Genomic DNA, 22,611 nt, shown 5'->3' with positions numbered 1-22,611 from the left:
AGGCCTTGCACCCGCATTTCCCATCGGATGATGGGCGTCTTTCCTTGGACCACAGACGCGTGACTCCCGTGCCCCGCACCGGAGTTACCCCAAGATCATACACAGCCCCGGGCCCCGCCCACGCCGCCCCGCAGCCCGGCGGCACACCCCCCGCGCCCCGCCCGCCGCTGTCCGCTCGTAGATACTGGACGCCATGCCCCAAGCGATCTTGCACACCGAACGGCTCCGCCTCGTCCCGCTGTCCCACGCACACATCGAGCACCAGATCGAGCTCGACGCCGACCCCGAGGTGATGCGCTACCTGGGCGGCCCCCGCACCCGCGCACAGGTGGTGGACACCGCCCACCGCGCGGCCCTGGCCGACGCCCGGCGCGCCGACGGCCTGGGGTACTGGGCCGGGTTCACCGGCGGACACTTCACCGGCTACTGGATCCTGCGGCCCCCCGGCGACACCGACGAACCGGCCCCGCCGGGCCAGGCCGAACTCGGCTACCGGCTCCTGCGCCGCCACTGGCGACAGGGCCTGGGCAGCGAGGGATCGGCCGAACTCATCCGGCACGGCTTCCAGGACCTCGCCCTGGACCGGATCTGCGCCATGACCTCGGCCGCCAACACCGCCTCCCGGGCGACGATGGCCGCCGTCGGCCTGCGCCACGCACGCGACTTCGACGCCGAGGCCAGCTGGTTCCCGCCGGGAACCGACCTGCGCTCCGTCGAGTACGCGATCACCCGCACCCAGTGGAACGCGGACCGGGCCGCCTGACCGGCACCCCCGCTCAGCCGGCACCGAGCGCGGCAGCGATCGTGCGGGCCATGGCGGCCGCCACCGGCCCGGGCTCACCGCGGTGCGCCCGGGCGGCCGCCTCCACCGCGATCAGGACGGTGCTCCGGTAGGCGGCGGCCTCTGCCGGGGACTGCCGGTCCAGCAGGTCCACGGCCGCGGCCAGCGCGGGCAGCACCTGGTCGGCGAGCGCGGCGGCGCTCGCGCCGTCCAGGTTCCTGATCCGCGTCTTCTCGGCCAGCACGTGCCCGACCGGGCCGGTCGCGGAGGCCAGGGCGAGGCAGCCGTGGGTGGCGGCCCTGTGGGGCTTTCCGGCGACGGCGTCGGCGGCGGCCATCAGTGAGACGGCACCGTAGGCGGCACGGCGCAGGATGTCCTTGTCCTGGACGGTCAGAGCGAGAGCGACAGACATCGGATACTCCTCAACGGGACATACGGACCGGGGGGTTCAGACGACCGCCCGGTGCTTGATGCCTCTACGATCCCCGCCCCGCCTGTCACCGGCCTGACACACCCCTGACACGGCCCGACACCGCACGCCCCTCAGCCGGCCATCCCCCCGGGCCCCCTCGCCGCCAGCCGCGCCCACGCCCGCTGGTTGTACGGGCACCGGGAGCGCAGAGCGAGGCGCTCGCTCAGCAGCGTGCGGCCCAGATCGTCCTCACCCGCGCGCAACGCGGCCTCGACCAGCGTCTTCTGCAGCGCATCCCGCTGGGCGTGACTGCCCCCGAACTCCTGCAGGCACCGGCGCAACGGCAGCAGCAGACCCACCGCCTGCGCGTAGCGCCGCTGCCCGTACGCCACCAGCGCCCGGCACACCGGAAGACCGATCCGCGCCGTCATCGCCGCGTTCGACACCCCCGCACCGGCCTCACCCAGCCACGCCTCCCGCGCACCGATGAGCCGTTCGGCATCCCCGATCCGGCCGGCACCGACGTAGGCCATCACGGCGTGGACGTCGTTGAAGGCGTAGTGCGGCCCGTCCTGGCGCCGCGCCCACGCCCGCGCGAGCACCTCCCACCGGCTGCCGGTGCCGGCGCCCGCCAGATACAGGCGCCACAGCAGCGCGGAGGCGTCCAGGAGCTCCATCGCCGCCCCGGCCGAGCCCTCGTGGTGCAGGGCCGCGTCGTAGACGGCCAGCACCTCGCCGGTGTCGCCCGTCTCCAGCAGATACAGGGCGTAGTGCCACCAGTTGTGCACCTTCAGGTAGTTGCCGCTCGACCAGGCCTGCCGGCGGGCATCCAGGTAGCCGATGCCGTCCTCGTGCCGCCCCTGCATCTCGTAGGCGTGCACGACGGCGTGGATGCCCCAGACGTCGCGCGCGTTGCGCTCGACGGCCTCCAGGCCCACCTGCTCGGCCAGCGTGTAGTGCCCGGCCTCCTCCAGGCCGAAGGCGTACATGCCCTGGAGCAGGCCGTAGTGCGGATCGTCCCGGTCCCAGGCGGCCAGCGCCCCGCCGATGCGGTCGCGCAGCAGCACCGCGTCCCCGGTGAAGAAGTCGATCTGATGGCCGACGGCCAGCGCCAGGACGTCCCGGGGGTGCGCCACCACGAGGTCGCCCAGCACCCGGCCGGCCCGGTGCATGTCGCCCGCCAGCCAGGCGGACGCCGCCTCGACATGCATCCGCTCCCGCGCCGTCAGGCCCCCGGCCGCAACCTCCCGGCGGAACGCCCCGAACGCCTCGGCCGCCTGGGCCGCGTCCTTCTCCTCCGTGCCCAGCAGCCCGAGGTAGGCCTTCAGGACGTGGCCCATCACGGAGCGGGGCGAGGCCTCGAGCACGGCCCCGGCCTGCCCGGCCACCTCCTCGCGGAAGAAGAGCAGCTCCTCCAGCGCCTTCTCGTAGTGCCGCACCGCCGCGGCGTCGGTGCACGTCATCACCTGGCCGTGCCGATCCCTGGTCATCCAGCCCGCCTCCCGAAGCCCGCCGCCACAACCCTGCCCCCCGCCGGCCCGGCGGACACCCCTGCGGGGACACCGGAGCCGGGGCGTGGGGGCAGGCCCTCACATCCGTGCGGCACCGGCCCGGATCGCTTCCCGGATACGGAAGTACGTACCGCAGCGGCAGATGTTGCGGATCCCGTCCAGATCGGCATCGGTGATCTCACGGCCCTCCTGCGCGACGCGGCGCACCAGCGCCACCGCCGCCATGATCTGGCCGGGCTGGCAGTAGCCGCACTGGACCACGTCCTGCTCCAGCCACGCCTGCTGCATCGGATGCAGCTCCGCCTCCACGGTGTCGGCAAGACCCTCGATGGTGGTGACCTCATCACCGGGCCGCAGGTCCTTGACGCGGATCGCGCACGGGTTGGCCGCCTTGCCGTTGAGGTGGCTGGTGCAGGCCTTGCAGACGTTGATGCCGCAGCCGTACTTCGGCCCGGTCACGCCCAGGATGTCCCGCAGCACCCACAACAGCCTCTCGTCGTCGGCGGCCTCGACCGTGACCTGCTCGCCGTTGAGACCAAACGTGTGCTCAGGCACGACAACTCCTTGTAACGAAGGCCCCCTTGAGGAGCCCGCGGGCCCGCCGGGGGGGACGAAACGGGTCAGCGGACATGGTCGAGCCCGTCGGTGGGCGATGCGGGAACGGGAGGCACCGTCGGCTTCGGCACGAAGGACAGCGTGCCGTGGTTGACCGGGAACCGCGTGGGCATGCTGCCCGTCGCCCGCCCGTAGGCACACGCCACCGCGGCCATCGACGCGGCGACGGCCAGCTCCCCGGCACCGCCGGGCTCGCCGGTGGTGGGCGGCATGACGACGACCTTCAGCTCCAGCGGGGTGTTCCACTGGCGGGTGTAGAAGTAGTTGTCCCAGCTCGCCTCCAGGAAGTGTCCCTCGCGCAGGTGCAGGCTGGAGGTCAGCGCCTGCGCGATCCCGTCCATGACACCGCCCATCATCTGCGCCTCCAGGCCCCGCGGGTTGACGGCCAGGCCGACGTCCACGGCGACGACGGCCTTGGTGACCCGCGGCCCGCTCACCCCGTCACGCACCGGCCGCTCCACGGTCTGTCGGCGGCAGTCGATCTCCACCAGGACGGCACTGGCCGCGCGGTACTCGCCGTGGAAGGCGATCCCCTGCGCCATCCCCTCCGGCAGCCGCCGCCCCCAGTCCCCGGCCTCGGCCGCCTTCTCCAGCACCGCCCGGGCGCGGGCGTCCCGCAGGGCCTCGCGCCGGAAACCGAAGGGATCCCTGCCCGTCTTCGCCGCGAGCTGATCGACGATCAGCTCCCGCGCGCACACCACGTCGGGGGAGTAGACACCGCGCATGCTGCCGGTGTTGAACCCCTTGCCAGTCTCGCTGAGCAGCCGGCTGTGCACACCGAAGGCGTACGGCATCGACTGCGTGAGATGGAAGAACGTCTGGGAGAAGGCGGCATCGCCCACCGGCAGCTTCGCCGCGAGCGCGGTGAACACCTCGCCCAGGCCGTGGCCGAAGTCGGTGGCCACGCTGGTGTGCCGCTGCTTGAAGCTGAGCACGGTGTCACCGGCGTAGGCGGCCCGCACCCGGGAGGTGGCCATGGGGTGGGCCCGCCCCTGCCGGGCGTCATCGGCCCGGTGCCACATGAGCTTGACCGGCTTGCCGAACTTCCGGGAGATCTCGGCGGCCTCCAGCGCCGCGTCGAAGAACAGCTTGCGCCCGAACGACCCGCCCCCCTCGGTGACATGCACCCGCACCGCGCCCGGAGGAAGCCCCAGCCGCGCCGCGATGGCCTGCTTGGCGACGATCGGCGCCTTGAGCGCCGACCAGATCTCCGCCCCGTCCGGCCGCACGTCGGCGATCGCACAGTTGGGCTCAAGCGCGCTGTTGCCGCGGAAGTGGAAGGTGAACCGGGCCTCCACCGACTTCGTCAGCGGCGGAAGGCCGAGCGGCAGCTCCGCCTCCCGCAGCTCCTCGAGCACCGACTCATCCGAGCTGCCCTCCGCGGTGCCGGGCCGCCACGCCACCCGCAGCGCGCGCACGGCCTCGATGCACTGCCCGAAGGTCCGCGCGCGCACCGCCACACCGGTGGAGACCACCCCGGCATCGGTGACGCCCGCCATGGCCCGGACCTCCTCGAGATTGGCCACCGAACCGACCCGGCCGTTGAGGGTCGGCGCCCGGCACACCATGGTGGGCAGGGCGCCGGGAACATCGAGGTCCATCGCGAACTTCTTGCGCCCCGTCACCGCGGCGAGCGCGTCGATCCGGTTGTGGGGCCGGCCGATGACCGTGAACCGGCCGCGCTCCTTGAGTTCCACCGCCACCCGCCGCACCGTGACGCTCGCCGCCTTCCTCGCCAGCTCCCTGATCCCCACGCTCCCGCCCGCGCGGCTCCTGACGACGCCCGCCTCCAGCGAGAGCCCCCCGGCCGGAGAGCCGAGCACGTCGGCCGCGGCCCGCAGCAGCCGCTCCCGGGCCACAGCGGCGGCGACCCGGATGGGGGCGTAGGTCGAGATGGTGGTGTTGGACGCGCCGGTGAGCTGGTTGAACACCAGCTCCGGCCGCGCGTCGGCCAGCGTGACGCGCACCCGCTCCAGGGGCACCCCCAGCTCCTCGGCGATCAGCATCGCCGTCGACGTCGTGATGCCCTGGCCCACCTCGGCCCGCGGCAGCGCGAACGACACCGTGCCGTCCTCGTGCACCTCCACCGTCACCAGGTGCGAGGTCGGCAGCGCCGCGGTCGTCATCACGTCGTTCAGGTCCACCAGGTCGGTGATCTCCGGCAGGGCGGTCCCCGCCTCGGCCGCCGGCGCCGTCCCCAGCTCGGCAGCGGTCACCAGGGTGGGCGCGGCCAGCACGAAGCCGAGGAACCGGCGCCGCCCCACCCCGCCCCCGCCCGGCCCCGCCGCCTCCGGACGCTCAACTCCGGCCCCGTCCCCGGCCGTTGCCTTCCGCCGTAAACCCATCCCGCACCCCATCTCGACACGCCCCGCACCGAGCCGCACGACCGGCACCCGTGCCCCTCGGAAAGATCAAGACGAACTCTACGTCGCCGACCCGGTCACCGAGCGTGCCCCCGGAAGGCGCCGGGAGCAAGGCCCGGGCAGCCGGAGGTTCCGCCGCACCAGAGAGACACAGGATGGTCACTGCAGGTAGCGGTCCGGTCACCAGTTGACATGCAGGTAAATGCTTGCCTTACTGGAGGGGTGAACGACGACATGGACAAGGCCTTCAAAGCCCTGTCCGACACCACCCGCCGACACCTCCTGGACCGCCTGCACGAGGACAACGGCCAGACCCTGACCCAGCTGTGCGAAGGCCTCGGCATGTCCCGCCAGGCCACCACCCAGCACCTGGGACTCCTGGAAGCCGCCAACCTCGTCACCACCGTCAAACGAGGCCGGGAAAAACTCCACTACCTCAACCCCGTCCCGATCCACGCCATCCAGGAACGCTGGATCAGCAAATTCGACCGCCCCCGCCTCACGGCACTGGACACCCTGAAACAGAAAGCGGAAAGCGCCATGAACACCCCCCACACCACCAAACCCGACTTCGTGTACACCACCTACATCGAAGCCACCCCCGAAAAGGTCTGGCAGGCCCTGACCGACGCCGACATCACGGCCGCCTACTGGGGACACCACAACGTCTCCGACTGGCAGCCCGGCTCGACCTGGGAACACCGCCGCACCGACGCCACCGGCACCGCCGACATCACCGGCACCGTCATCGAAGCCACCGCACCCACACGCCTGGTCGTCACCTGGGCGAGCCCCGGCGAGGAACGCCCCGACGGCCCCTCCACCGTCACCTTCGACCTCAAACCCCTCGGCGGCACCGTCCAGCTCACCGTCACCCACGAGAACCTGCGCGACGACGCCGAGCGACGCCAGGCCGCAGGCGGCTGGTCCGCGGTCCTGTCCAACCTCAAGACCTACCTGGAAACCGGCAAACTCCTGCCGCTGCCCGCCTGGTCCTGACCCCGGCACCGCCACGCCCCACAGCCCCCCAACCGCCACCCCGCCCTTGAGGTCTCCACGGCCCCAGGGCGCCGCACCCGCCCGGGGACGCCGCACCACCGCGAGACGCCGAGCACCACCGCGAGGTGCCGGGACCGAGCGCCGCCGGGAGATGTCCCACCGCCCCAAGACGCCGCACCACCCCTGCACCTTGCAACCCCCCCTGCACACGCAAGGCACTTCCATCCCCCCCGCAACACCCCCCGAGGAACACGACCATGCCCACCCCCACCCCCGCCTCCGCCCCGGCCGCCCGCTTCCGCCGCACCGCCGACGGATTCGCCGCCCGCCTCGCCACCGTCCCCGCCGACCGCTGGAACGCGCCCAGCCCCTGCCCCGGCTGGAGCGCCCGCGACATCGCCGCCCACGTGATCAACGAATCCCGGCGCATCCTCGCCACCGTCCACGGCACCCAGCCCGCACCGCTGCACGGCATCGCCGTCGCCGACATGGGCGGCCTGCCGGAATTCGCCCCCGACGCCGACCCGCAGGCTGCCTGGAAGGAGATCGCCGACGGCCTCACCGCCGCGATCGACGACCCCGCCTGCCTGCGGGCCGAAATGCCCACCTTCGCCGGCCCCATGCCCTTCGCCGACATCGTGGAGACCCTGCCGGAAGACGTCCTGATCCACACCTGGGACCTGGCCCGTGCCACCGGCGGCGACGAACGCCTGGACCCCGAAGCCGTCGCCCACGTCCACGCCCACCTCAAGCCCATGGACGAAGCACTGCGCCAGCCCTGGGCCTTCGGCCCGAAGACGCCCGTCCCCCCGGGCGCCGACGCGCAGACCGCGTTCCTGTGCTTCGTCGGCCGCCGGCCCTGACCCCTTGAAGCTGCCGCAGCGGAAGCCTCTACCGTCCTGAACAGAGCCGGAGAATCCGGCCGGGTGCAGACGTGCGAGGGAGGCGGCGATGGCCTGGCCGATCGAAGAGGTCGCCCGGATATCGGGCGTGACGGCCCGGACCCTGCGGCACTACGACGAGATCGGCCTGCTGCCGCCGGCCCGGACCGGGGCCGGCGGCCACCGCTACTACGAAGAGCGCCAACTGCTGCGGCTGCAGCAGATCCTCGTACTGCGGACACTGGACCTGGGCCTGCCCGAGATCGGCCGGATCCTGGCCGCACAGGTCGACGAACTGGAGGCCCTGCGGGGCCACTACCACCGGCTGCTCGCCGAGCGCGACCGGCTGGACGTCCTGGCCGGCACCGTCGCCCGCACGATCACCGAACTGGAGCAGTCCAGGAAGGACGGCACCGACATGATCACCATCAGCCGGCCGGAGAACCTGTTCGAAGGCGTCCGGTCCGCCCAGTGCATGAAAGCCCTGCACGGCTTCCCCGACCTGGCCGGGGCCATCGAGCGGCACACCGCGGCGTTGAACGACGCCGAGACCGAGGCCGACGAGCGCGAGCGCACGGCACAGATGATCCGGCTGGCCGAACTGCTGGCCGCCGGCCTGCCCGCGGACGCCGACGCGGTGCAGGCCCAGACCGACACCCAGTACCGCACACTGGCCCGCATCCGGGCCGCCACCGCCGAAGAGTACCGCGCGATCGGCCGGTCCTGCGTGGAGAACGAACACTGGCACGCGGTGTACGAGTCGATCGCACCGGGCCTGGCCGCATACCAGCGGGCCGCCATCGAGACATACGCCGCAACCCGGCTGCGCTGAGCCGGGACCGGGCCGCCGCCACGGGGGTACGGCGGCCCTGCCGGGGCCGGGCCGCTTCCCGGTCCCGGCCTTGGGCCCGGCCCTGGAATCTGCCAGCATGAGCAACCTCGAAGAGATCCACCTGCCTTGGAGGTTCGATGCGTGCAGGCGTCGTGGTCGCCGCTCAGCCCGGCGTGGAGGAACTCGCCGTACGGGCCGAGGCGTTGGGCCTGCACAGCTTCTGGGTCAACGACACCCCGATGGTCCACGGCGACCCCTTCGTCGCCCTGAGCCTGTGCGCGAAGGCCACCCGCCGCATCCGGCTCGGAATCGGCGTGACCTCACCGGTGCTGCGCTCGGCCCCGGCCGCAGCGAGCGGGTTCGCCAGCCTCAACGCCCTGGCCCCGGGCCGGATCATCTGCGGGATCGGCACCGGCAACACCGCCCGGCGCACCCTGGGCATGCCACCGGCCACGACCGCCGCCCTTGAGCACTTCACCGCGGCCCTGCAGGACCTGTGCGCCGGGCGCCCGACCGCCTACCGCGAAGGCGACCGGGTCCGCGACATCCGCTTCCTGCACACCGGCGCACACGTGAACACCGCCGATCCCATCGAGTTCGCCGTGGCCGCGCTCGGGCCCAAGGCCGCCGCCGTCGCCGGCCGCCGCGGCGCCGGCCTCATCTCCTTCGGCCTGCTCGACCCCACCGCCTGGCACGCACTGCACGACGCCCGCCGCCAGGCCGCCCACAGCACGCACCGCGACCCCGCCCCCCACGCACACTCCTACGTGGTCACCGCACTCCACCTGCTGCACGACAACGAGGACCCCGCCGGCGACGCGGCCCGGGACGCCACCGGTCACCTCGTCCTGTCACTGCTGGACTACGCCGCCGACACACCCGAGGTCGCGCAACAACTCGGCCCCGACGAACGCGCCGCGGTGCGCGAACTCCTCAACCGGCGCGGCACCACCGCCACCGCCCCGGACCGGTACACCAAGCTCTACCCCAACTACCTCGGACGCATCGCAGCCCAGGACCGGGACCTGGTCCTGCCCTCACTGATGACCACCCTGGCCCTCGTCGGCACCCGCGACGACATCCGCACCCGCATCACCGCCCTGGAACAGGCAGGCATCGACGAACTCCTCATCCAGCCAGTGACCGACCCACCCACCGAAATGACCCGACTCGCCGAACTCCTCACCTGAACACACCCCACAACCACACCACCCGGCCTCCCCACCCCGGCCCCGGCAAGACGCCCCGGACAGCAACCCACCGCGCATCCGCCCAAGTCCGAGAGCCAGACCCGGCGCCGGTGGGACGCGCGGTGGGCCGGCCGAAGTGCCACAGACCCGGTTCACGGGCGGTTTGCTGTGGCACGGCCTCCGTCAGGGCGTGGAGGCAGGCACAGGCCTGGAGAGGGCCGCCGCAGCAGAACCAGTGCACGTTGCCACTCGTCGCCGTGCCCCAGCGCGCGCTGGGGACGGTGGACGGAGTTGCTTCCACCGGCAGGCACCCGGCCGAACGGACGTCTCCGGGCTGCAGATAGGCACGGGCGCGCTCGAGACGGACGATCTCGGCCTCTCAGCTCATAGCTCCAGCAGGGCCCAGCGCCGGTTTCCCGCCTCGTCGCGTTCGGTGTCGGCGCCGCAGGACAGCACCCCGAGCGCGGCGATCGCCTCCAGGAGCGTCTCATCGTTCTGGCCGGGCCCGTCCTGGTGGGAGAGCGCCATGATCAGTGCCGCGCCGTCCTGGTCGGCCACGTGGACGGTGATGCGCTGGCCGCCGTCGCCCAGCGCGGCCCCGGCCAGCAGGCGGGTCACCGCGGTGTACTTCTCCCGCTGCGCGGCGCTGGTGAGGTACCCCCAGGAGCGCAACTGTTCGACGACCTTGGCCGCGGTCTTCGCCTGCGACCAGGGGGCTGATTCCAGGGCCCAGTTCGCGGCACGCCGGTTCGCGATCAGCGCGGCCGCACGGCGGCGGGCAGGCGGCGTCCCGGCCCGCTTCTGCGGCGGAGCAGGCGGGCCGGGCGGGGGCGGCGAAGGGGGATTCTTCGGCGGGGTCGGGGTCCTGGGCGGATACTCGGGCCGGGGCTCCACGGGGGCTTCCTGCCGTGCGCCGTCCATGAAGCGACGGTACTCCCGAACAGCCAGCAGAGATCTGGTACTTCACGGTTTGCCCCACTCCGCCCGCGGGTGAGGCAGGGGCTCGTCGGGCACGCCCCCCGTCACGCGTGGTGTACCGGGTGCCTCCGCGCGGTCTCGCTGACGCCGAGGAGCCGAGTAGCTTCCGCCTGGCAGCCGATGCGGGCCGGCGAATCGGCCGTGCTTGGAGAACGCTACCGATCCCTGCAGGAATCGCGGCGCTTGTCTGGCGCCGTGCCGCCCGCACCCGGGCCTGATGACCGTGGCCCCGCCAGCCGCACCGCCTGACCGGCTGGCGGGAGCCTTACGGCATCAGATGAGCAGCAGCCGCGTATGCGCGACCAGCTTCCGGTTCACACTGGTGCTCTGCACGAAGATCGTGAAGTCGTCGTTGTGGTCCGGTTTCACGCGCACCTCCGTGTCCGGCAGGCCGAGCAGCGCCCGGGCCTCCGGACCCATGTACAACCGGTCCGTCTTCTTCTCCAGGACCGCCACCTGCTTGCGCGCCTGGATCTTCTCCGACTTGCTCAACTGATAGAACGCGCCACCGGTGCGGTACGTGTGCCCGCACTCGACGACCCAGTCCCGGATCGCCGCCTCACGCGCCACCGGAATCAGCTGGTACGTCGACGGATCGACCGGGGTGAGCCCCGCCGCCTCGATGGTGTCCTTGTTGACCGCCTCCGCACCCGTGGAGAACACCGCCCGCGATCCCCGGATGCCCTGGGCGCGGCCCACCATGAACTTCTCCGTGGCCTGCTGGATGACCAGCCCGGCCTCCGCCAGGCCCTGCGTGCTCGTGGCGTCCCAGATGGCGATGTTGTCCTTCGGGAAGCCGCACTGCATGGCCTCGCGCTTGCCCATCTGGTCCGGCACCAGGACGGCCAGCGTCCAGTTGTCCTCCTGCGTCTCGATCAACCTGGCCACCGCCTGCACCAGTTCACGCGGATCCCCAGAAGGGGCGTCCGGACAGCGATGGCTGACGTTCTCCTGACCGTCGGTCAGCACGAACGTCAGGAAGCTGTGATCGCCGTACAGCTGGGCTGTCTGCGCCAGCTCCCGCTGCGACTTCAGCGCGGCCGCCAGCAGCGCCGTCATGCCCCCTGCCTGGTACAGCTGCTTCAAGGACGGCATGCGCAGCACGTCCTTGTCGTAGATGACGCACTCCACCGTGTCCGCGAAGACGTACACCGTGACCCGGGTCTCCTGGTCGAGCTCCTCCGAACGGCGGGCCAGATAGGCGATCTGCTGGTCGGCCACCTCGACGACCTTGCCGCTCAGGTGTGACATGGACGAACTGGCATCCAGCACAAGAGCAACATGATTGATGTAGTTCTGACTTCCGGACATGACCGCTCCCCCTCATCCGAGTCGATGGACCTACCGTCTCACCCACCACTGACAATCGGCGTTGAGCAGGAGGACGGCGGCAACATCGGGCGCGCGGGGCCCAGGGCGACACCACCGACCAGTCCGCGTCGACCGACCTCAAGCTCGGCAGGCCCGGGGACCGGGCGGACGCGGCGTAGAAGCAGAAGAGGGTCGCCCGCTCGTGCATGACCTGGGAAACCTCCCTCTTCGCCAACGCCCTGGTCGCAAGGCCGTATCGGCGCCAGCCTCCAGGCCGGGCCTCCCTACGTCACCGAGGGCGGCATCTACAAGCTCAACACCCTGACCCCCACCCTGCTTCACCCCGCAGGACGCCGATGAGAACGACATGGTCCGGGGCACGTACCAGATCACGGACAAGGAGACCGGCAAGGCCGTCTCCACCGTGAAGGCCGCCGGCCCCGTGGCCACCGGCAAGACGTCCCAGGTCGCCGTTCCGGAAGGCAAGCCGGTCAACGGCAAGACCTACACCTTCCGCGCCACGACGGACGACGGCACGCACTGGAGCCCCGGGTGGTCCGATTCGGTGACCTTCACGGTGGACACCACGTGGAAGCTCACGCCGGAGCCCAAGGCCCTCGGCGCGGTCAACTCCGCACTCGACGCCGCAGACGTCACCGCGGCCACCAGTGACAGCAATGACGCGGCCCCACCACCACGCGTGCTCAAAGCGCCGAAGGCCCCCACAGCCGAACAGCCCCAGCACACCGCAGCCCCGCACCCGAGCCACCGGCACACCGACAAGCCGACAAGCCGACGCCCCCTGAAACCCAAGCAGCACCCCACCGGCCCGGCGGCACCACCGCTTCGTATGCTCGCCGTACGGGGAACCGGAAGACGACCTTCGGAGGCGAACGACCATGGCGGAACAGCGTGTTGTCCTGGTGACGGGCGGGGGAACGGGAATCGGGGCCGCCACCGCCCGGCTGCTGCGCGCGGACGGGCACCAGGTCGTGATCTCCGGGCGGCGGCCCGAGCCCCTGCGCCGGGTCGCCGAGGAGACCGGAGCACTGGCCCACCCCTCCGACGCCGCCGACCCCGATGCCGTGCGCGAGCTCGTCGAGACGACGCTGAAGACCTACGGAAGCCTCGACGGCCTGGTGCTCAACGCCGGAACCGGGGGAGGGGGCGCGGTCGGCGACACCACGGTCGAGGACTGGGAAGAGCTGATGAGGACCAACCTCACCGGCCCGTTCCTGCTGCTGCGTGCCGCGCTGCCGCATCTGCTGGCCGCCCGCGGCGCGGTGGTCGCGGTCGCCTCCGTCGCCGCGCTCCGCAACAGCGCCGGCAACGCCGCCTACGCGACGTCCAAGGCCGCTCTGCTGCACCTGTGCCGCTCCGTGGCCGTCGACTACGGGCCGCAGGGGCTGCGGGCCAACACGGTGTGCCCGGGCTGGGTGCGCACGGAGATGGCCGACCAGCGCATGGCGCGGTTCGCGGCGGAGGCAGGGCTGGCCGGCGGTACCGAGGCGGCGTACGAGGAGGCGAACCGGCTGAACCCCGCCGGGCGGCCGGGCGACCCGGGGGAGGTCGCCGAGGCGATCGGCTGGCTGCTGTCGCCCGCCGCCTCCTACGTCAACGGGACCGTCCTCACCATCGACGGCGGAATGACCACGGTCGGCGTCGGCGGTGCCGCCTTCGACCACCGGATCGAGCCGCGCACCACCCCGCACCTGTAGCGGACCACCGGGCAGAGCCGCGGCGGGGCCGGGGCCCAGCAACATCCCGGCCCCTGGACGGATACGAGTTCCGGCCGAGCAGCGCCAACGAGGCAACGCTCCCTCCCGGTCAGCAAGCCGGAAGACACGCCGACCGCAAGGGCGTCCCCCGCCGGATCACACGACAGACAGGGGACGCCTGCGCACACTCAACCGCCCGGCCCTCTCCAGGAGGGCACCGGGCGGCACCGGCCAGAGGCGGCGCCCTGCCGATGGGGCGCGAGATCCGCTCTCAGGGGTCTTTCGGCTTCGACTCACCGAAGAGCCACGTGTCAAAGACCTCGGTGAGATCCTTCCCGGCCTTCGCCTCACAGAAGACGAGGAAGTCCTCAGTGTCGACGTTCTTGTGCCGGTGACGCTTGGTCCAGCCCCGGAGGATGTCGAAGAAGGCCGTGTCGCCGACGGCCTCGCGCACCTTGTGCAGGGTCATGGCGCCCCGGCCGTAGACCGGTGAGTCGGAGACCCGTCCGGCGCTGGGCGGATCGGTCGGCGGGAAGTCCCAGATGCCTTCGCTCTCGGGGCGGGTGCCCTCGTAGAAGGACTCGAAGATTTCCTGGGCGCTCTTGCCTCCGTGGTCCTCCTGCCAGAGCCATTCCGCGTAGGTGGCGAAGCCTTCGTTCAGCCACATGTCCTTCCACCGGCGTGGAGTGACCGAGTTGCCGAACCACTGGTGTGCGAGCTCGTGGACCAGCAGCGTGTCCTCCGGAGTCGAAGTACGGCTTGGTCTGGGTCTCCAGCGCATAACCGAGGCCGGGAAGGTGGTCGACGACGGCACCGACGGAAGAGAAGGGGTACGGGCCGAAGCGCTCGCCGGCCCAGTCGGTGATCTCGGGCACCAGGTCCTTGACCTCTTCGGCGTCCTCCGTCTCGTCGGGATCGACGGCGACGTAGACGGGCAGGCCATCGGAGGTCCAGCCCTTTGTGGATCTCGAAGTACCCGACGGCCACGTTGGCGAGGTAGCTCGCCATGGGCTCATCGCTGCTCCACCTTCTGGTGACGCGACGGCCCGTGTCCTCTTCCCTTTTCAGCTCCCCGTTGCTCACCACGTCGTACGGATCGCCGTCCTCGTCCTTGGGCACACTGACCGTGATGTCGTACGTGGCCTTGTCGGAGGGGTGATGGTTGCCCGGGAACCAGGTCATCGAGCCGGTGGGCTCGCCGAGGGCGGTCGCGCCGTCGTCCGTCTCGATCCAGCCCTCGGTGCCTCCGTCGGAGCCCTCGATCATCTTGGGCGTGCCGTCGTACGTGATGGCGGCCTCGAAGACCTCGCCGTTCTCGATCGCCCTCGTCGGTGTGAGGGTCAGCTCGTTCTTCTTCCGCGTGAAGCGCGCTCTCGTGCCATCCACCGTGACCGTTCGCACCGTGAGCCCGGCGAGGTCGAGGTTGAACCGGCTCAGCCCCTGGGTGGCACGTGCGGTGATGGTCGCGGTGCCTTTGAGACGGTTGGTCTCGGGCACGTAGTCGAGGGCGAGGGCGTAATGGGAGACGTCGTACCCCCCCCCGTTGCCCAGCGCCGGGAAGAGCGCATCACCCACTCCGGCCGCCCCGGGCCCGGCAGTTCGCGAGGACGAGCCGGTGGTGTGGGGTGCGGAACCGGTGCAGGCCGTGGTCATGGCCGCAAGCAGGACAGCGGTCAGCATCCAGCACGCGGGGAGGGGGACGCCGGGAAGCTCCCTCACAGCGACCGGACGGCGATGCGCCGGTCGCGTCCATCGAGAATGAGGACGCTCCTGGCGACACCGGGGCCGTCATCCCCGTCCCACCACTCCGCGAAGACGCCGGCGAAGTCCTTGGCCTGGCCCCGCGAGGTGTAGTCGGTGCGCACTTCGACGTCGTAGTCGGGCCCGGTGAGCTTGACGGTGAAGACCTGGTCGGCGTGCCGGCCCAACGGCCCGTCCCCCTCGGTGCGCGCCCACGCGCGAAAGTCCTTCAGCAGCGCGGGATGTGACTCCTTCTTGCTCATCGGACGGGCCGGCGGCTCCTTCGGCCCGCCTTGCACGGCGTCCTGACAGCCCTTCACCCAGGACCCGCGGTCCCCATCGGCACGGGCGCCGGCGTCCAGGGCCCGGCGGGCGCAGCCGCCGTGCACGACTTCGCGCACCGCCGCACCCTTGCCCCCGTCGTCGTAGACCTTGCGGCCTTCCTCGTAACCGGCGGCGTAGGCGCGCTTGTAGCCAGGGATCTTGTCGCCGTGCTGCCCAGGCGGGTTGGAGGCGCGCCTCTCCGCCGACTGCGGTGCGCCGTCGGTCCCGCACGCCGAGACGACCAGCACTCCCGCGGCCACGACGGCGGTTGCGGCCGCGTACTGCCGCCTGCGCCTCTTGCCTTCACGTGGGCTCATTGCCGTGCTCTCCAATCGATCGTGCGACGCGAAGAAGGAGAGCCCCACGGCCCTCACCAGGTTGCCTCACGCAACGTAAAAGAATCTTTACTCAGGATCACATCGACAGGGGGGCGCGGCGTAATTCATGATCTTTAACTTCGTGGGCCTGTTGACCAAGGCCTGTACGTCCGTACGAGGGGGGAAAGTTGAGGCTGAGACACAGCCTGACGGTCGTGGCTGCCATGGCGGCCGCCATCACCATCCACACACCCGCGTGGGCCGATCCCACGCCGGGCACGACACAGCCCGCACCAGAAGCCAGCAGTCCGCACCCGTCGACCAGTCCCGCACCGCAGACGCCCTCCACCAGCCTGCCGAGCCCCGCACCGACTGCCGGGCAACCCGGCCTCCCGTCTCCTTCCGCCCCAGCGCCCTCCGGGTCCGCGACGGACGAACCGACTGCGGACGAACCGACTACGGACGAAGCCGGCGAGCTGGAGAAGTTCTGGACACCGGAGCGCATGGACGAGGCGGACCCGGTCCAGGAGCAGCAGGCCCGAGAGGCACAACTGCCCCAAGCCGCACGCCAGAAGAGGCTGCGCTCTCCTTCCCGCCCGTTCCAGGGCATCAAGGAAGTGGGCACCTTCTACTGGGCCGAGCGCAACGACAACGGTGACCTCTTCTACCGCTTCTGCGGCGGCACGGTCGTCCCGTCGCCGGGAAAGAACATGGTGCTCACCGCCGCGCACTGCTTCGACAGCAGCGACCGGCAGGAGAAGCTCGTCTTCGTCCCGCAGCACAGCAAGAGCAAGCCCCAGCCCCACGGCATCTTCCCCATCACCAAGGGGCAGATCTACGCTGACCCCCGCTATATGCGACGGGGCGGCGACAAGGACTACACCGGGCTGGACTTCGCCCTCCTCAAGACCGGCACCCGCAGCGACGGCAAGAAGCTCCAGGACGTCGTCGGCGCCATCAAGATCGGCTATGGCTCCGGCTTCGACCACCCCAAGACCCGCGTGATCGGTTACCCGGGGTTCAAGCCCAAGCAGGACCCGCTGGACTGCATCTCGCCCATGAAGAAGTACACCACCGGCAGTGCGGACGGCTGGAAGGGCGGCACCTTCTCGCAGATCGACTGCGACGGATACGTCTCCGGGACCTCCGGCGGGCCCTTCATCACGGCGGGCAGCGAAGAGCCCCGGGTCATCGGGGTGACGGGAGGCTGGAAGACCGGGGGGCACAGCCCGAACACCTCGTACTCGTCCTACTTCGACAACGACCTCAAGAACATCTACGACGCAGCTGTGGCCGGGAAGAAGCCGACGCCCATCGTGCTGCCGTCGGCGTCGACCTGGAAGCACGCCACGGACATAGCCTCGGGCTACTTCGCCCTGAACGGGCCCGTCCCGGAAGACCGCATGGACATGTTCGTGAAGTGGTCCGACGGCGAGCTGACCGTCTACCGGGGCGCGGACAAAGGCCTGAACTACTTCGACAAGGAGTTCAGGGTCATGAAGCCCAACAAACTGTGGGCCGACCACGCCAAGCAGGTCGTCGCGGGCGACTTCACCGGCGACAACGGCTCCGACCTCATCGTGCGGTGGTCCGACGGCGAGGTCACCCTCTACCCCTCGGTCGACGAGAAGGGCTTCCACGGCGAGATCCAGCTGGTCGCGCCCAACGGCACCTGGAAGCACGCCGAAGCCATCACCGCAGGCCGCTACGGCGGCAACAAGTGGCAGGACGACCTCGTGGTCCGGTGGTCCGACGGAGAGCTGACCCTGTACCAGAACACCGGCGACGGCAAGAAGCTCGGCAAAGAGATCAAGGTCGTCAGCCCCGGCAAACTCTGGAAGCACGCCGTTGAGATCGGCTCCGGCGACTACACCCAAGGCAACACCTGGGACCTCGTCGTGCGCTGGTCCGACGGCGAACTCACCCTCTACGACGACTTCACCGGCACCGGCAGCACATGGGGCGAGCACCAGTGGAAGGCGCCCAACCAGCTCTGGACCCACGCCAAGCTCGTCACCGGCGGCGACTTCAGCGCCAACCCCTGGCCGGACGACACGCTCGTGCGCTGGTCCGACGGCGAACTCAGCCTCTACACCGAGGGAAACGCCTCCGGCATCGGCAAGGAGAACCAGCTCGTCGCCCCCTAACGCCCGCGTGATCCTCCCTGTATCCGGTTCGAACGAAGGTGGTAAGCATGCGTTCTCTCCGAGCGGCCGCTGCGGCGAGCGTCGCCGTCATGGCCTTGATGTCGGGAACATTCATGACCAGTCCCGCTGAGGCGATGAGCGTCCCCAAGTGCAAGACGTGGAAGTCGCAGGGCGGCCACAAGGCGAATGCCAAGTGCGGCTACACCAACGCTCCGCACTTCTACAAGTACCGGGTGGTTGCCGTGTGTCCTGGCAAGGGCTTCATCTACGGCAAGTGGGTGTCCCCGATCCCGCGCAACAAGTACGGCAAGACGTCGAGTGCCAAGTGCTCTGGGACGGTACACAGCCTCGAGCGTGAGTTCGCCCGGGCCTAGGCGCTGCCCGGGACCGTTCCCGCGCGCGGGTGCGGCCGTCAGGTGCGGCCGCACCCGCGCGGGGCGGGTCAGGAGCGGGCCCACACCTGGGTCGCGGCCCCCGTGCAGACCGTCTGGCGCACCTCACGGCGGCTGCCGGAGGGCGCCGCGCCGTCGTCGAGGCACAGGCCGCTCGCGACATTCTTGACGGTGACCTTGTTGCCGCCCAGTTCGATGAACTCCCAGCGCTGCCCGGAGACGTTGTCACAGGGCCGCTGGACGACGCCGGTGCCGGGCGTCGTACCAAAGGCCTGCATGCACTTGTTGGAGTGGGCGGCTCTCATCAGGGACGTGGGGTTGTCCACCTCGAAGCTGAGCGAGAACCGCTGGTGGGACTTGCCGTTGCAGCTGAACTGCTGGAGAGGGGTGTTGTCCGCCGAAGAACCGGCCTGCACGTCCAGGCACTTGCCGGTGCCCGCGTTCTGGAACGTGTACTGGCCGGAGACCCCGGCATGCGCCGGGCCCGCGAGCACGGCGCTGGCCGCGAGGGCGGCGCCCGCGGCGATCCCGGCGCGGACGGTGAACGAACTGGTGAGCTTCATACGAGGACATCTCCCTGGACCGGATGCGGATGCTGGCCGGGGGCCGTCCGGCCCGCCGCGGCGGACCGGACGGTTCCTCCCCCTTCGCGGGCAAGTCTCGCGGCGGCCCCACACGTCCCTCAAAGCCCTTCGAGGAACATCGAATCCAGACATTCCACCGTCCCGTGCGGGGGTTTTGGCCAGATGACCCTGGCCGCCCGCCATTCCGCGCCCCCACCCGTCTAGCGTGATCGCGCACTGCGACCGGTCAAGCGCGGCGGACCTGTGCTTCCGCATGCTCCACGACCCACCGAGCCCCGGGAGAAACGACGGTGTTACGCATCCACTTCACCGCCGAGGACCTAATCCGCCTCCGGTTCGCCGAAGCCCCCGACCCGCTCGCCGAGACCATCCTGAGCCTGCCGCTGCTCCAGGCCGAGCGGCCCGACCACCCCTCCAGCGCGGGCCTGTCGGGCTGGCGCGAATGCACCCGCCGCGCGCTGCGGCCCGAGATGCGCCTCCTGCTCGACCTGGCCCCCGCGGGCCTGGGCGAATACATCCCCGAGGCGTTCACCCACGCCGCCACCCCAAGCCTCGCCGACAGCCTCGACCACACCTGGTCCCTGCCCACGGGCCAGTGGTCCGCGGACTGGCACGCCACCCGGCTGCTGCGGCCCCGTGTTCCGAAGTGGATCCACGAACTGCACCACGGGGACCGGGGATGGGCGGCCCTCGTCCGGCGCCAACTGCACTCCTACCACGCCCTGGCCGTCGCCCCCTACTGGGCACAGCTCCTGGCATCCGCGCAGGCCGAGCGAACCCAGCGGGCGAAGACGACCCTCGACACGGGCGTCGAAGGACTCCTCCACACCCTGCACCCCGAGATCTCCTGGGCCGCAGGCGTGCTGACCGTGCCCTGCGCCCAGGACACCGACCTCGAACTCCGCGGCCGCGGGCTGCTGCTCGTACCGACGTTCTTCTGCTCCCGCCCGCTCGTCCTCGTGGACAACGCCGAACCCGAGCGGCCCTTCGTCCTGCGCTATCCGCTCATGCACTCCCTGATCGACGCCGCCGCCGTGATGACGGCGGGCACGACGGCAGCCGGCCAGGGCCTGACGGCCCTGCTCGGCACCACCCGCGCCCGCACGCTCGAAGCCGCGCGCAGCCCCGCGGGCACCGCCGAACTGGCCCGGCGCACCGGCACCTCCGCCGCCACCGCCAGCCACCACGCCTCAGTCCTGCGCGCCGCGGGCCTGCTCACCACCCGGCGAGAGGGCCCAGGGGTACGCCACGCCCTGACTCCTCTGGGACACGCGCTGCTCCATGGCGGCTCGCCCCCGTCCGGATTGACCGAGCAGGCAACCAGCGGAGCGACAGACCCGGCGGAGTGAGCGAGAGCGAGGCGTGTTCCGGAACACCACAGGTGATCACTGCGGAGAGCGCCGCAGTCGTGCTCTGTCAGCGCTTGCAGAACTCCGTGCGCACGGCTCGGTCCTCCAGCTCCTGCTCACCCCAGTCCCCGTTCCTGTTCATGGTCATCGCGTGCCGCCCGTCGGCCGACACCACCGCCCGGGTGGCCGAGCCGGGGACCATGCCGCCGTGGCCCCAGGCCCAGCAGCCCGGCGCGAGCTTGAAGTGCCGGATACCGAGGCCGTAGACGTCCTTGGGACCGCCGTGCCCCTTGTCGCCGTCGACGGGCACGGCGTCGAGCAGCTCCCGCCGCTGGGCGGCGGGGAGGAGATCGCCGCCCAGCAGCTCGGCCATAAAGGTGTTGACGTCACGGACGGTCGATATCAGCTGCCCTGCCGAGAACGCCACCGTGGGGCTGAACTCGGTGACGTCGCGCACCCGCACCTGCGGCCCCTCCTCGAACAGCGTGGAGTAGTGCGTCGCGTGCGGGCCGGGCAGCCCGGGCGAGGCGCCGGGCACGCTGGTGTCGCGCAGGCCGAGCGGCTCGATCACGAACCGCTCGACCGCCTCCTTGTACGAGACGCCCGAGGCCTTCTCGATGACCATTCCGGCGAGGATGTAGTTGGTGTCCGAGTAGTCCCACTTCCCGGGCCTTCCCGGCCTGCTGCCCTGCTCCGGCTGGAAGTTCGGCCGGTGGGCGAGCGCGATGCCCACCAGCTGCTCGGGGGTCCACTTCCGGTAGCGGTTCTCGTCGAACGCGTCGCCCGCGTACCGGGCGCGGAAGGCGGCGTCCATGTTGTAGTCGAAGATGCCGCTCGTGTGGTTGAGCAGGTGCCGCAGGGTGATGTGCCGCGGCCGGTAGCCCTTGCCGCGCACCACCTCCGGCAGCCACCGCTCGACGCTGTCGTCGAGCGAGAGCCGTCCCCGCGCTTCGAGGCGGAGCAGGACGGCGGCGGTGAACGGCTTGGTCACGCTGGCGATGCGGAACTTGTCGTGGACGCTGCGCGGCCGCCCGTCGTCGAGGTCGCCCACGCCCGCCCGGCCGCTCCACCCGCCGCGAGCGTCCCGGACCTGGGCCACGACGCCCGGTGTCCCCTCCTCGGCGATCCGGTCGAGGACCGCCTGGAGCCGCGCGTGCGGGCCCGGGGGCGGGGGAGGATGGCGCTCGTCGGCCAGGGCCCCAGGCGCCGCCGCGAGGCAGAGCAGCAGCCCCACGGCGGCACCAAGAGCGGCCAGGGCGCGCGGAGTTGGCGAGAACGTCGAGTGTCGGCGCATGGATCAAGCTCACCACCGCACCGGCCGCCCCGGCATCGGGGATGCCCCTGAAGTGACTCAGGGACACACCTCAGAGGGGCCTCAGGGAAGCCCCTGCCTCCCGCTCAGCACCGGCAGGATCACCGCCGCCGACCACACAGGTGCCGCTCGCTGATCCACAGGCGCGGACAGGGGGATGTCACGCAGGCACGCCGAGCGGCGGGTGCTCAAGCACACGGGGCCTGTACTCGACCAGCTGGATGCGGCCGTCGAAGGTGCGGTGCCCGGTCATCTCGAGGGCAACGTCCGGATAGCCGTCGTAGATGCGTTCTTCGCCCGTGGCCCCGGTGATCACCGGGAACATCACGACCCGGAAGCGGTCGACGAGCCCGGCTCGTAGCAGAGACCGGCACAGGCTGAGGCTGCCGATCGTGCTGAGGAGCCCCAAGCCACTCGACTTCATGGCGCGGACCGCCTCAACGGCGTCATCGCGGACGAGCGTGGAGTTGGCCCACGTCAGCGGCTCCTCGAGCGAGGAGGAAAACACCACCTTCGACGCCTGCGTGAGCTCGTCGACGGACGCCTCTTCCTCGGGCCTGAACTCGTCCTGGCCACCCGGGACCTCGCCCGCGGCGAAACCCGACATCAGACGGTAGGTGTTCGCTCCCATCAGGTAGGTGGCCTCGGGCTGCTCGCCGAGCCACGCGAGGTACTCCGGGCCCTCCAGACCCCAGAACCCGGGCCATCCCTCTCCCGACGCGTAGCCGTCGAGGGAGGTGATGAAATCGACGAGAAGCTCCGACATGACGGTGTCCTTTCCTCAGTGTCACCAGCTTGGACCGGCCGGAAGCCACAAACTCATCGGCCGCGCTGTGGAGCAACGAGAAAACCCCT

At 70.9% G+C, this 22,611-nt stretch carries 20 protein-coding genes and 1 pseudogene; 9 read left to right on the top strand and 12 right to left on the bottom strand.

Annotation, left to right across the window (positions count from 1 at the left end; all coding sequences use genetic code 11):
* The first annotated feature begins 193 nt into the window (after nucleotides 1-193).
* Entirely contained in the window at nucleotides 194-763 is a 570-nt protein-coding gene (locus CP982_RS00185) for a GNAT family N-acetyltransferase (RefSeq protein ID WP_150508568.1), read from the top strand.
* A gap of 13 nt (nucleotides 764-776) precedes the next feature.
* Here CP982_RS00185 and CP982_RS00180 read toward each other — a convergent pair whose 3' ends face one another.
* The 4 genes from CP982_RS00180 to CP982_RS00165 form a co-directional block, all read right to left on the bottom strand.
* Nucleotides 777-1,193 (bottom strand): hypothetical protein, encoded by a 417-nt coding sequence (locus CP982_RS00180; RefSeq protein WP_150508567.1) that lies wholly within the window; start codon nucleotides 1,191-1,193, stop codon nucleotides 777-779.
* A gap of 131 nt (nucleotides 1,194-1,324) precedes the next feature.
* Nucleotides 1,325-2,683, bottom strand: coding sequence for a tetratricopeptide repeat protein (locus tag CP982_RS00175; protein ID WP_150508566.1), 1,359 nt, complete (start codon nucleotides 2,681-2,683; stop codon nucleotides 1,325-1,327).
* 99 nt (nucleotides 2,684-2,782) lie between these two features.
* Nucleotides 2,783-3,259, bottom strand: a complete 477-nt coding sequence (locus CP982_RS00170; RefSeq protein ID WP_150508565.1) for a (2Fe-2S)-binding protein — start codon at nucleotides 3,257-3,259, stop codon at nucleotides 2,783-2,785.
* Between the two features lie 65 nt (nucleotides 3,260-3,324).
* Complete coding sequence (locus tag CP982_RS00165; RefSeq protein ID WP_150508564.1) at nucleotides 3,325-5,664, bottom strand: molybdopterin cofactor-binding domain-containing protein; 2,340 nt, start codon at nucleotides 5,662-5,664, stop codon at nucleotides 3,325-3,327.
* 252 nt (nucleotides 5,665-5,916) lie between these two features.
* On the opposite strand from CP982_RS00165, the gene CP982_RS00160 reads away from it, so the two are divergent.
* The 4 genes from CP982_RS00160 (at nucleotide 5,917) to CP982_RS00145 (ending at nucleotide 9,584) form a co-directional block, all read left to right on the top strand.
* Complete coding sequence (locus CP982_RS00160) at nucleotides 5,917-6,681, top strand: ArsR/SmtB family transcription factor (RefSeq protein ID WP_150515222.1); 765 nt, start codon at nucleotides 5,917-5,919, stop codon at nucleotides 6,679-6,681.
* A 257-nt stretch (nucleotides 6,682-6,938) separates the two neighbouring features.
* Nucleotides 6,939-7,544: a TIGR03086 family metal-binding protein gene (locus CP982_RS00155; RefSeq protein ID WP_150508563.1), complete on the top strand. Its 606-nt coding sequence runs from the start codon at nucleotides 6,939-6,941 to the stop codon at nucleotides 7,542-7,544.
* Between the two features lie 88 nt (nucleotides 7,545-7,632).
* A complete protein-coding gene (locus CP982_RS00150) occupies nucleotides 7,633-8,394 on the top strand; it encodes a MerR family transcriptional regulator (RefSeq protein ID WP_150508562.1) in 762 nt (253 codons plus the stop codon).
* A gap of 137 nt (nucleotides 8,395-8,531) precedes the next feature.
* On the top strand, nucleotides 8,532-9,584 hold the full coding sequence (locus CP982_RS00145) for an LLM class flavin-dependent oxidoreductase (protein WP_150508561.1): 1,053 nt from the start codon (nucleotides 8,532-8,534) through the stop codon (nucleotides 9,582-9,584).
* A 384-nt stretch (nucleotides 9,585-9,968) separates the two neighbouring features.
* Here the strand turns inward: CP982_RS00145 and CP982_RS00140 are convergent, their stop codons facing one another.
* From CP982_RS00140 to CP982_RS42905, 3 genes are all read right to left on the bottom strand, one after another.
* Nucleotides 9,969-10,505, bottom strand: a complete 537-nt coding sequence (locus CP982_RS00140; RefSeq protein WP_150508560.1) for a hypothetical protein — start codon at nucleotides 10,503-10,505, stop codon at nucleotides 9,969-9,971.
* Nucleotides 10,506-10,835: 330 nt separating this feature from the next.
* Nucleotides 10,836-11,873 carry a vWA domain-containing protein gene (locus CP982_RS00135; RefSeq protein ID WP_150508559.1) on the bottom strand — a complete coding sequence of 346 codons (1,038 nt, stop codon included), beginning with the start codon at nucleotides 11,871-11,873 and terminating at the stop codon, nucleotides 10,836-10,838.
* A gap of 504 nt (nucleotides 11,874-12,377) precedes the next feature.
* The gene (locus tag CP982_RS42905; RefSeq protein WP_260423114.1) at nucleotides 12,378-12,503 is read right to left on the bottom strand and encodes a hypothetical protein; all 126 of its coding nucleotides are present in this window, start codon (nucleotides 12,501-12,503) and stop codon (nucleotides 12,378-12,380) included.
* 269 nt (nucleotides 12,504-12,772) lie between these two features.
* Here CP982_RS42905 and CP982_RS00130 point away from each other — a divergent pair, with 269 nt between their 5' ends.
* Complete coding sequence (locus CP982_RS00130) at nucleotides 12,773-13,591, top strand: SDR family NAD(P)-dependent oxidoreductase (RefSeq protein ID WP_150508558.1); 819 nt, start codon at nucleotides 12,773-12,775, stop codon at nucleotides 13,589-13,591.
* A gap of 271 nt (nucleotides 13,592-13,862) precedes the next feature.
* Here the strand turns inward: CP982_RS00130 and CP982_RS43160 are convergent.
* Together CP982_RS43160 and CP982_RS00120 are read right to left on the bottom strand one after the other, a co-directional pair.
* A pseudogene (locus CP982_RS43160) lies at nucleotides 13,863-15,271 on the bottom strand (M1 family metallopeptidase).
* 35 nt (nucleotides 15,272-15,306) lie between these two features.
* Nucleotides 15,307-15,972, bottom strand: coding sequence for a hypothetical protein (locus CP982_RS00120; protein WP_150508557.1), 666 nt, complete (start codon nucleotides 15,970-15,972; stop codon nucleotides 15,307-15,309).
* 503 nt (nucleotides 15,973-16,475) lie between these two features.
* Between CP982_RS00120 and CP982_RS00115 the strand changes: the two genes are divergently transcribed.
* Together CP982_RS00115 and CP982_RS00110 are read left to right on the top strand one after the other, a co-directional pair.
* Nucleotides 16,476-18,119 carry a trypsin-like serine peptidase gene (locus tag CP982_RS00115; RefSeq protein WP_150508556.1) on the top strand — a complete coding sequence of 548 codons (1,644 nt, stop codon included), beginning with the start codon at nucleotides 16,476-16,478 and terminating at the stop codon, nucleotides 18,117-18,119.
* Between the two features lie 113 nt (nucleotides 18,120-18,232).
* Nucleotides 18,233-18,493, top strand: coding sequence for a hypothetical protein (locus CP982_RS00110; RefSeq protein ID WP_150508555.1), 261 nt, complete (start codon nucleotides 18,233-18,235; stop codon nucleotides 18,491-18,493).
* Between the two features lie 68 nt (nucleotides 18,494-18,561).
* On the opposite strand, the gene CP982_RS00105 is transcribed toward CP982_RS00110, so the two are convergent.
* Entirely contained in the window at nucleotides 18,562-19,074 is a 513-nt protein-coding gene (locus CP982_RS00105) for an RICIN domain-containing protein (protein WP_170316303.1), read from the bottom strand.
* A 311-nt stretch (nucleotides 19,075-19,385) separates the two neighbouring features.
* On the opposite strand from CP982_RS00105, the gene CP982_RS42055 reads away from it, so the two are divergent.
* On the top strand, nucleotides 19,386-20,444 hold the full coding sequence (locus CP982_RS42055) for an ArsR/SmtB family transcription factor (protein WP_184925743.1): 1,059 nt from the start codon (nucleotides 19,386-19,388) through the stop codon (nucleotides 20,442-20,444).
* A gap of 67 nt (nucleotides 20,445-20,511) precedes the next feature.
* Here the strand turns inward: CP982_RS42055 and CP982_RS00095 are convergent, their stop codons facing one another.
* Nucleotides 20,512-21,738, bottom strand: coding sequence for a serine hydrolase domain-containing protein (locus CP982_RS00095; RefSeq protein ID WP_212669165.1), 1,227 nt, complete (start codon nucleotides 21,736-21,738; stop codon nucleotides 20,512-20,514).
* A 178-nt stretch (nucleotides 21,739-21,916) separates the two neighbouring features.
* Nucleotides 21,917-22,522, bottom strand: coding sequence for a dihydrofolate reductase family protein (locus CP982_RS00090; RefSeq protein WP_150508553.1), 606 nt, complete (start codon nucleotides 22,520-22,522; stop codon nucleotides 21,917-21,919).
* Between the last annotated feature and the right edge of the window lie 89 nt (nucleotides 22,523-22,611).

Source organism: Streptomyces spectabilis (assembly GCF_008704795.1).
In the GTDB taxonomy this organism is placed as follows: domain Bacteria; phylum Actinomycetota; class Actinomycetes; order Streptomycetales; family Streptomycetaceae; genus Streptomyces; species Streptomyces spectabilis.
The sequence above is the reverse complement of the archived record's forward strand: the minus strand, read 5'-3'. Positions and strand labels throughout refer to the sequence as shown.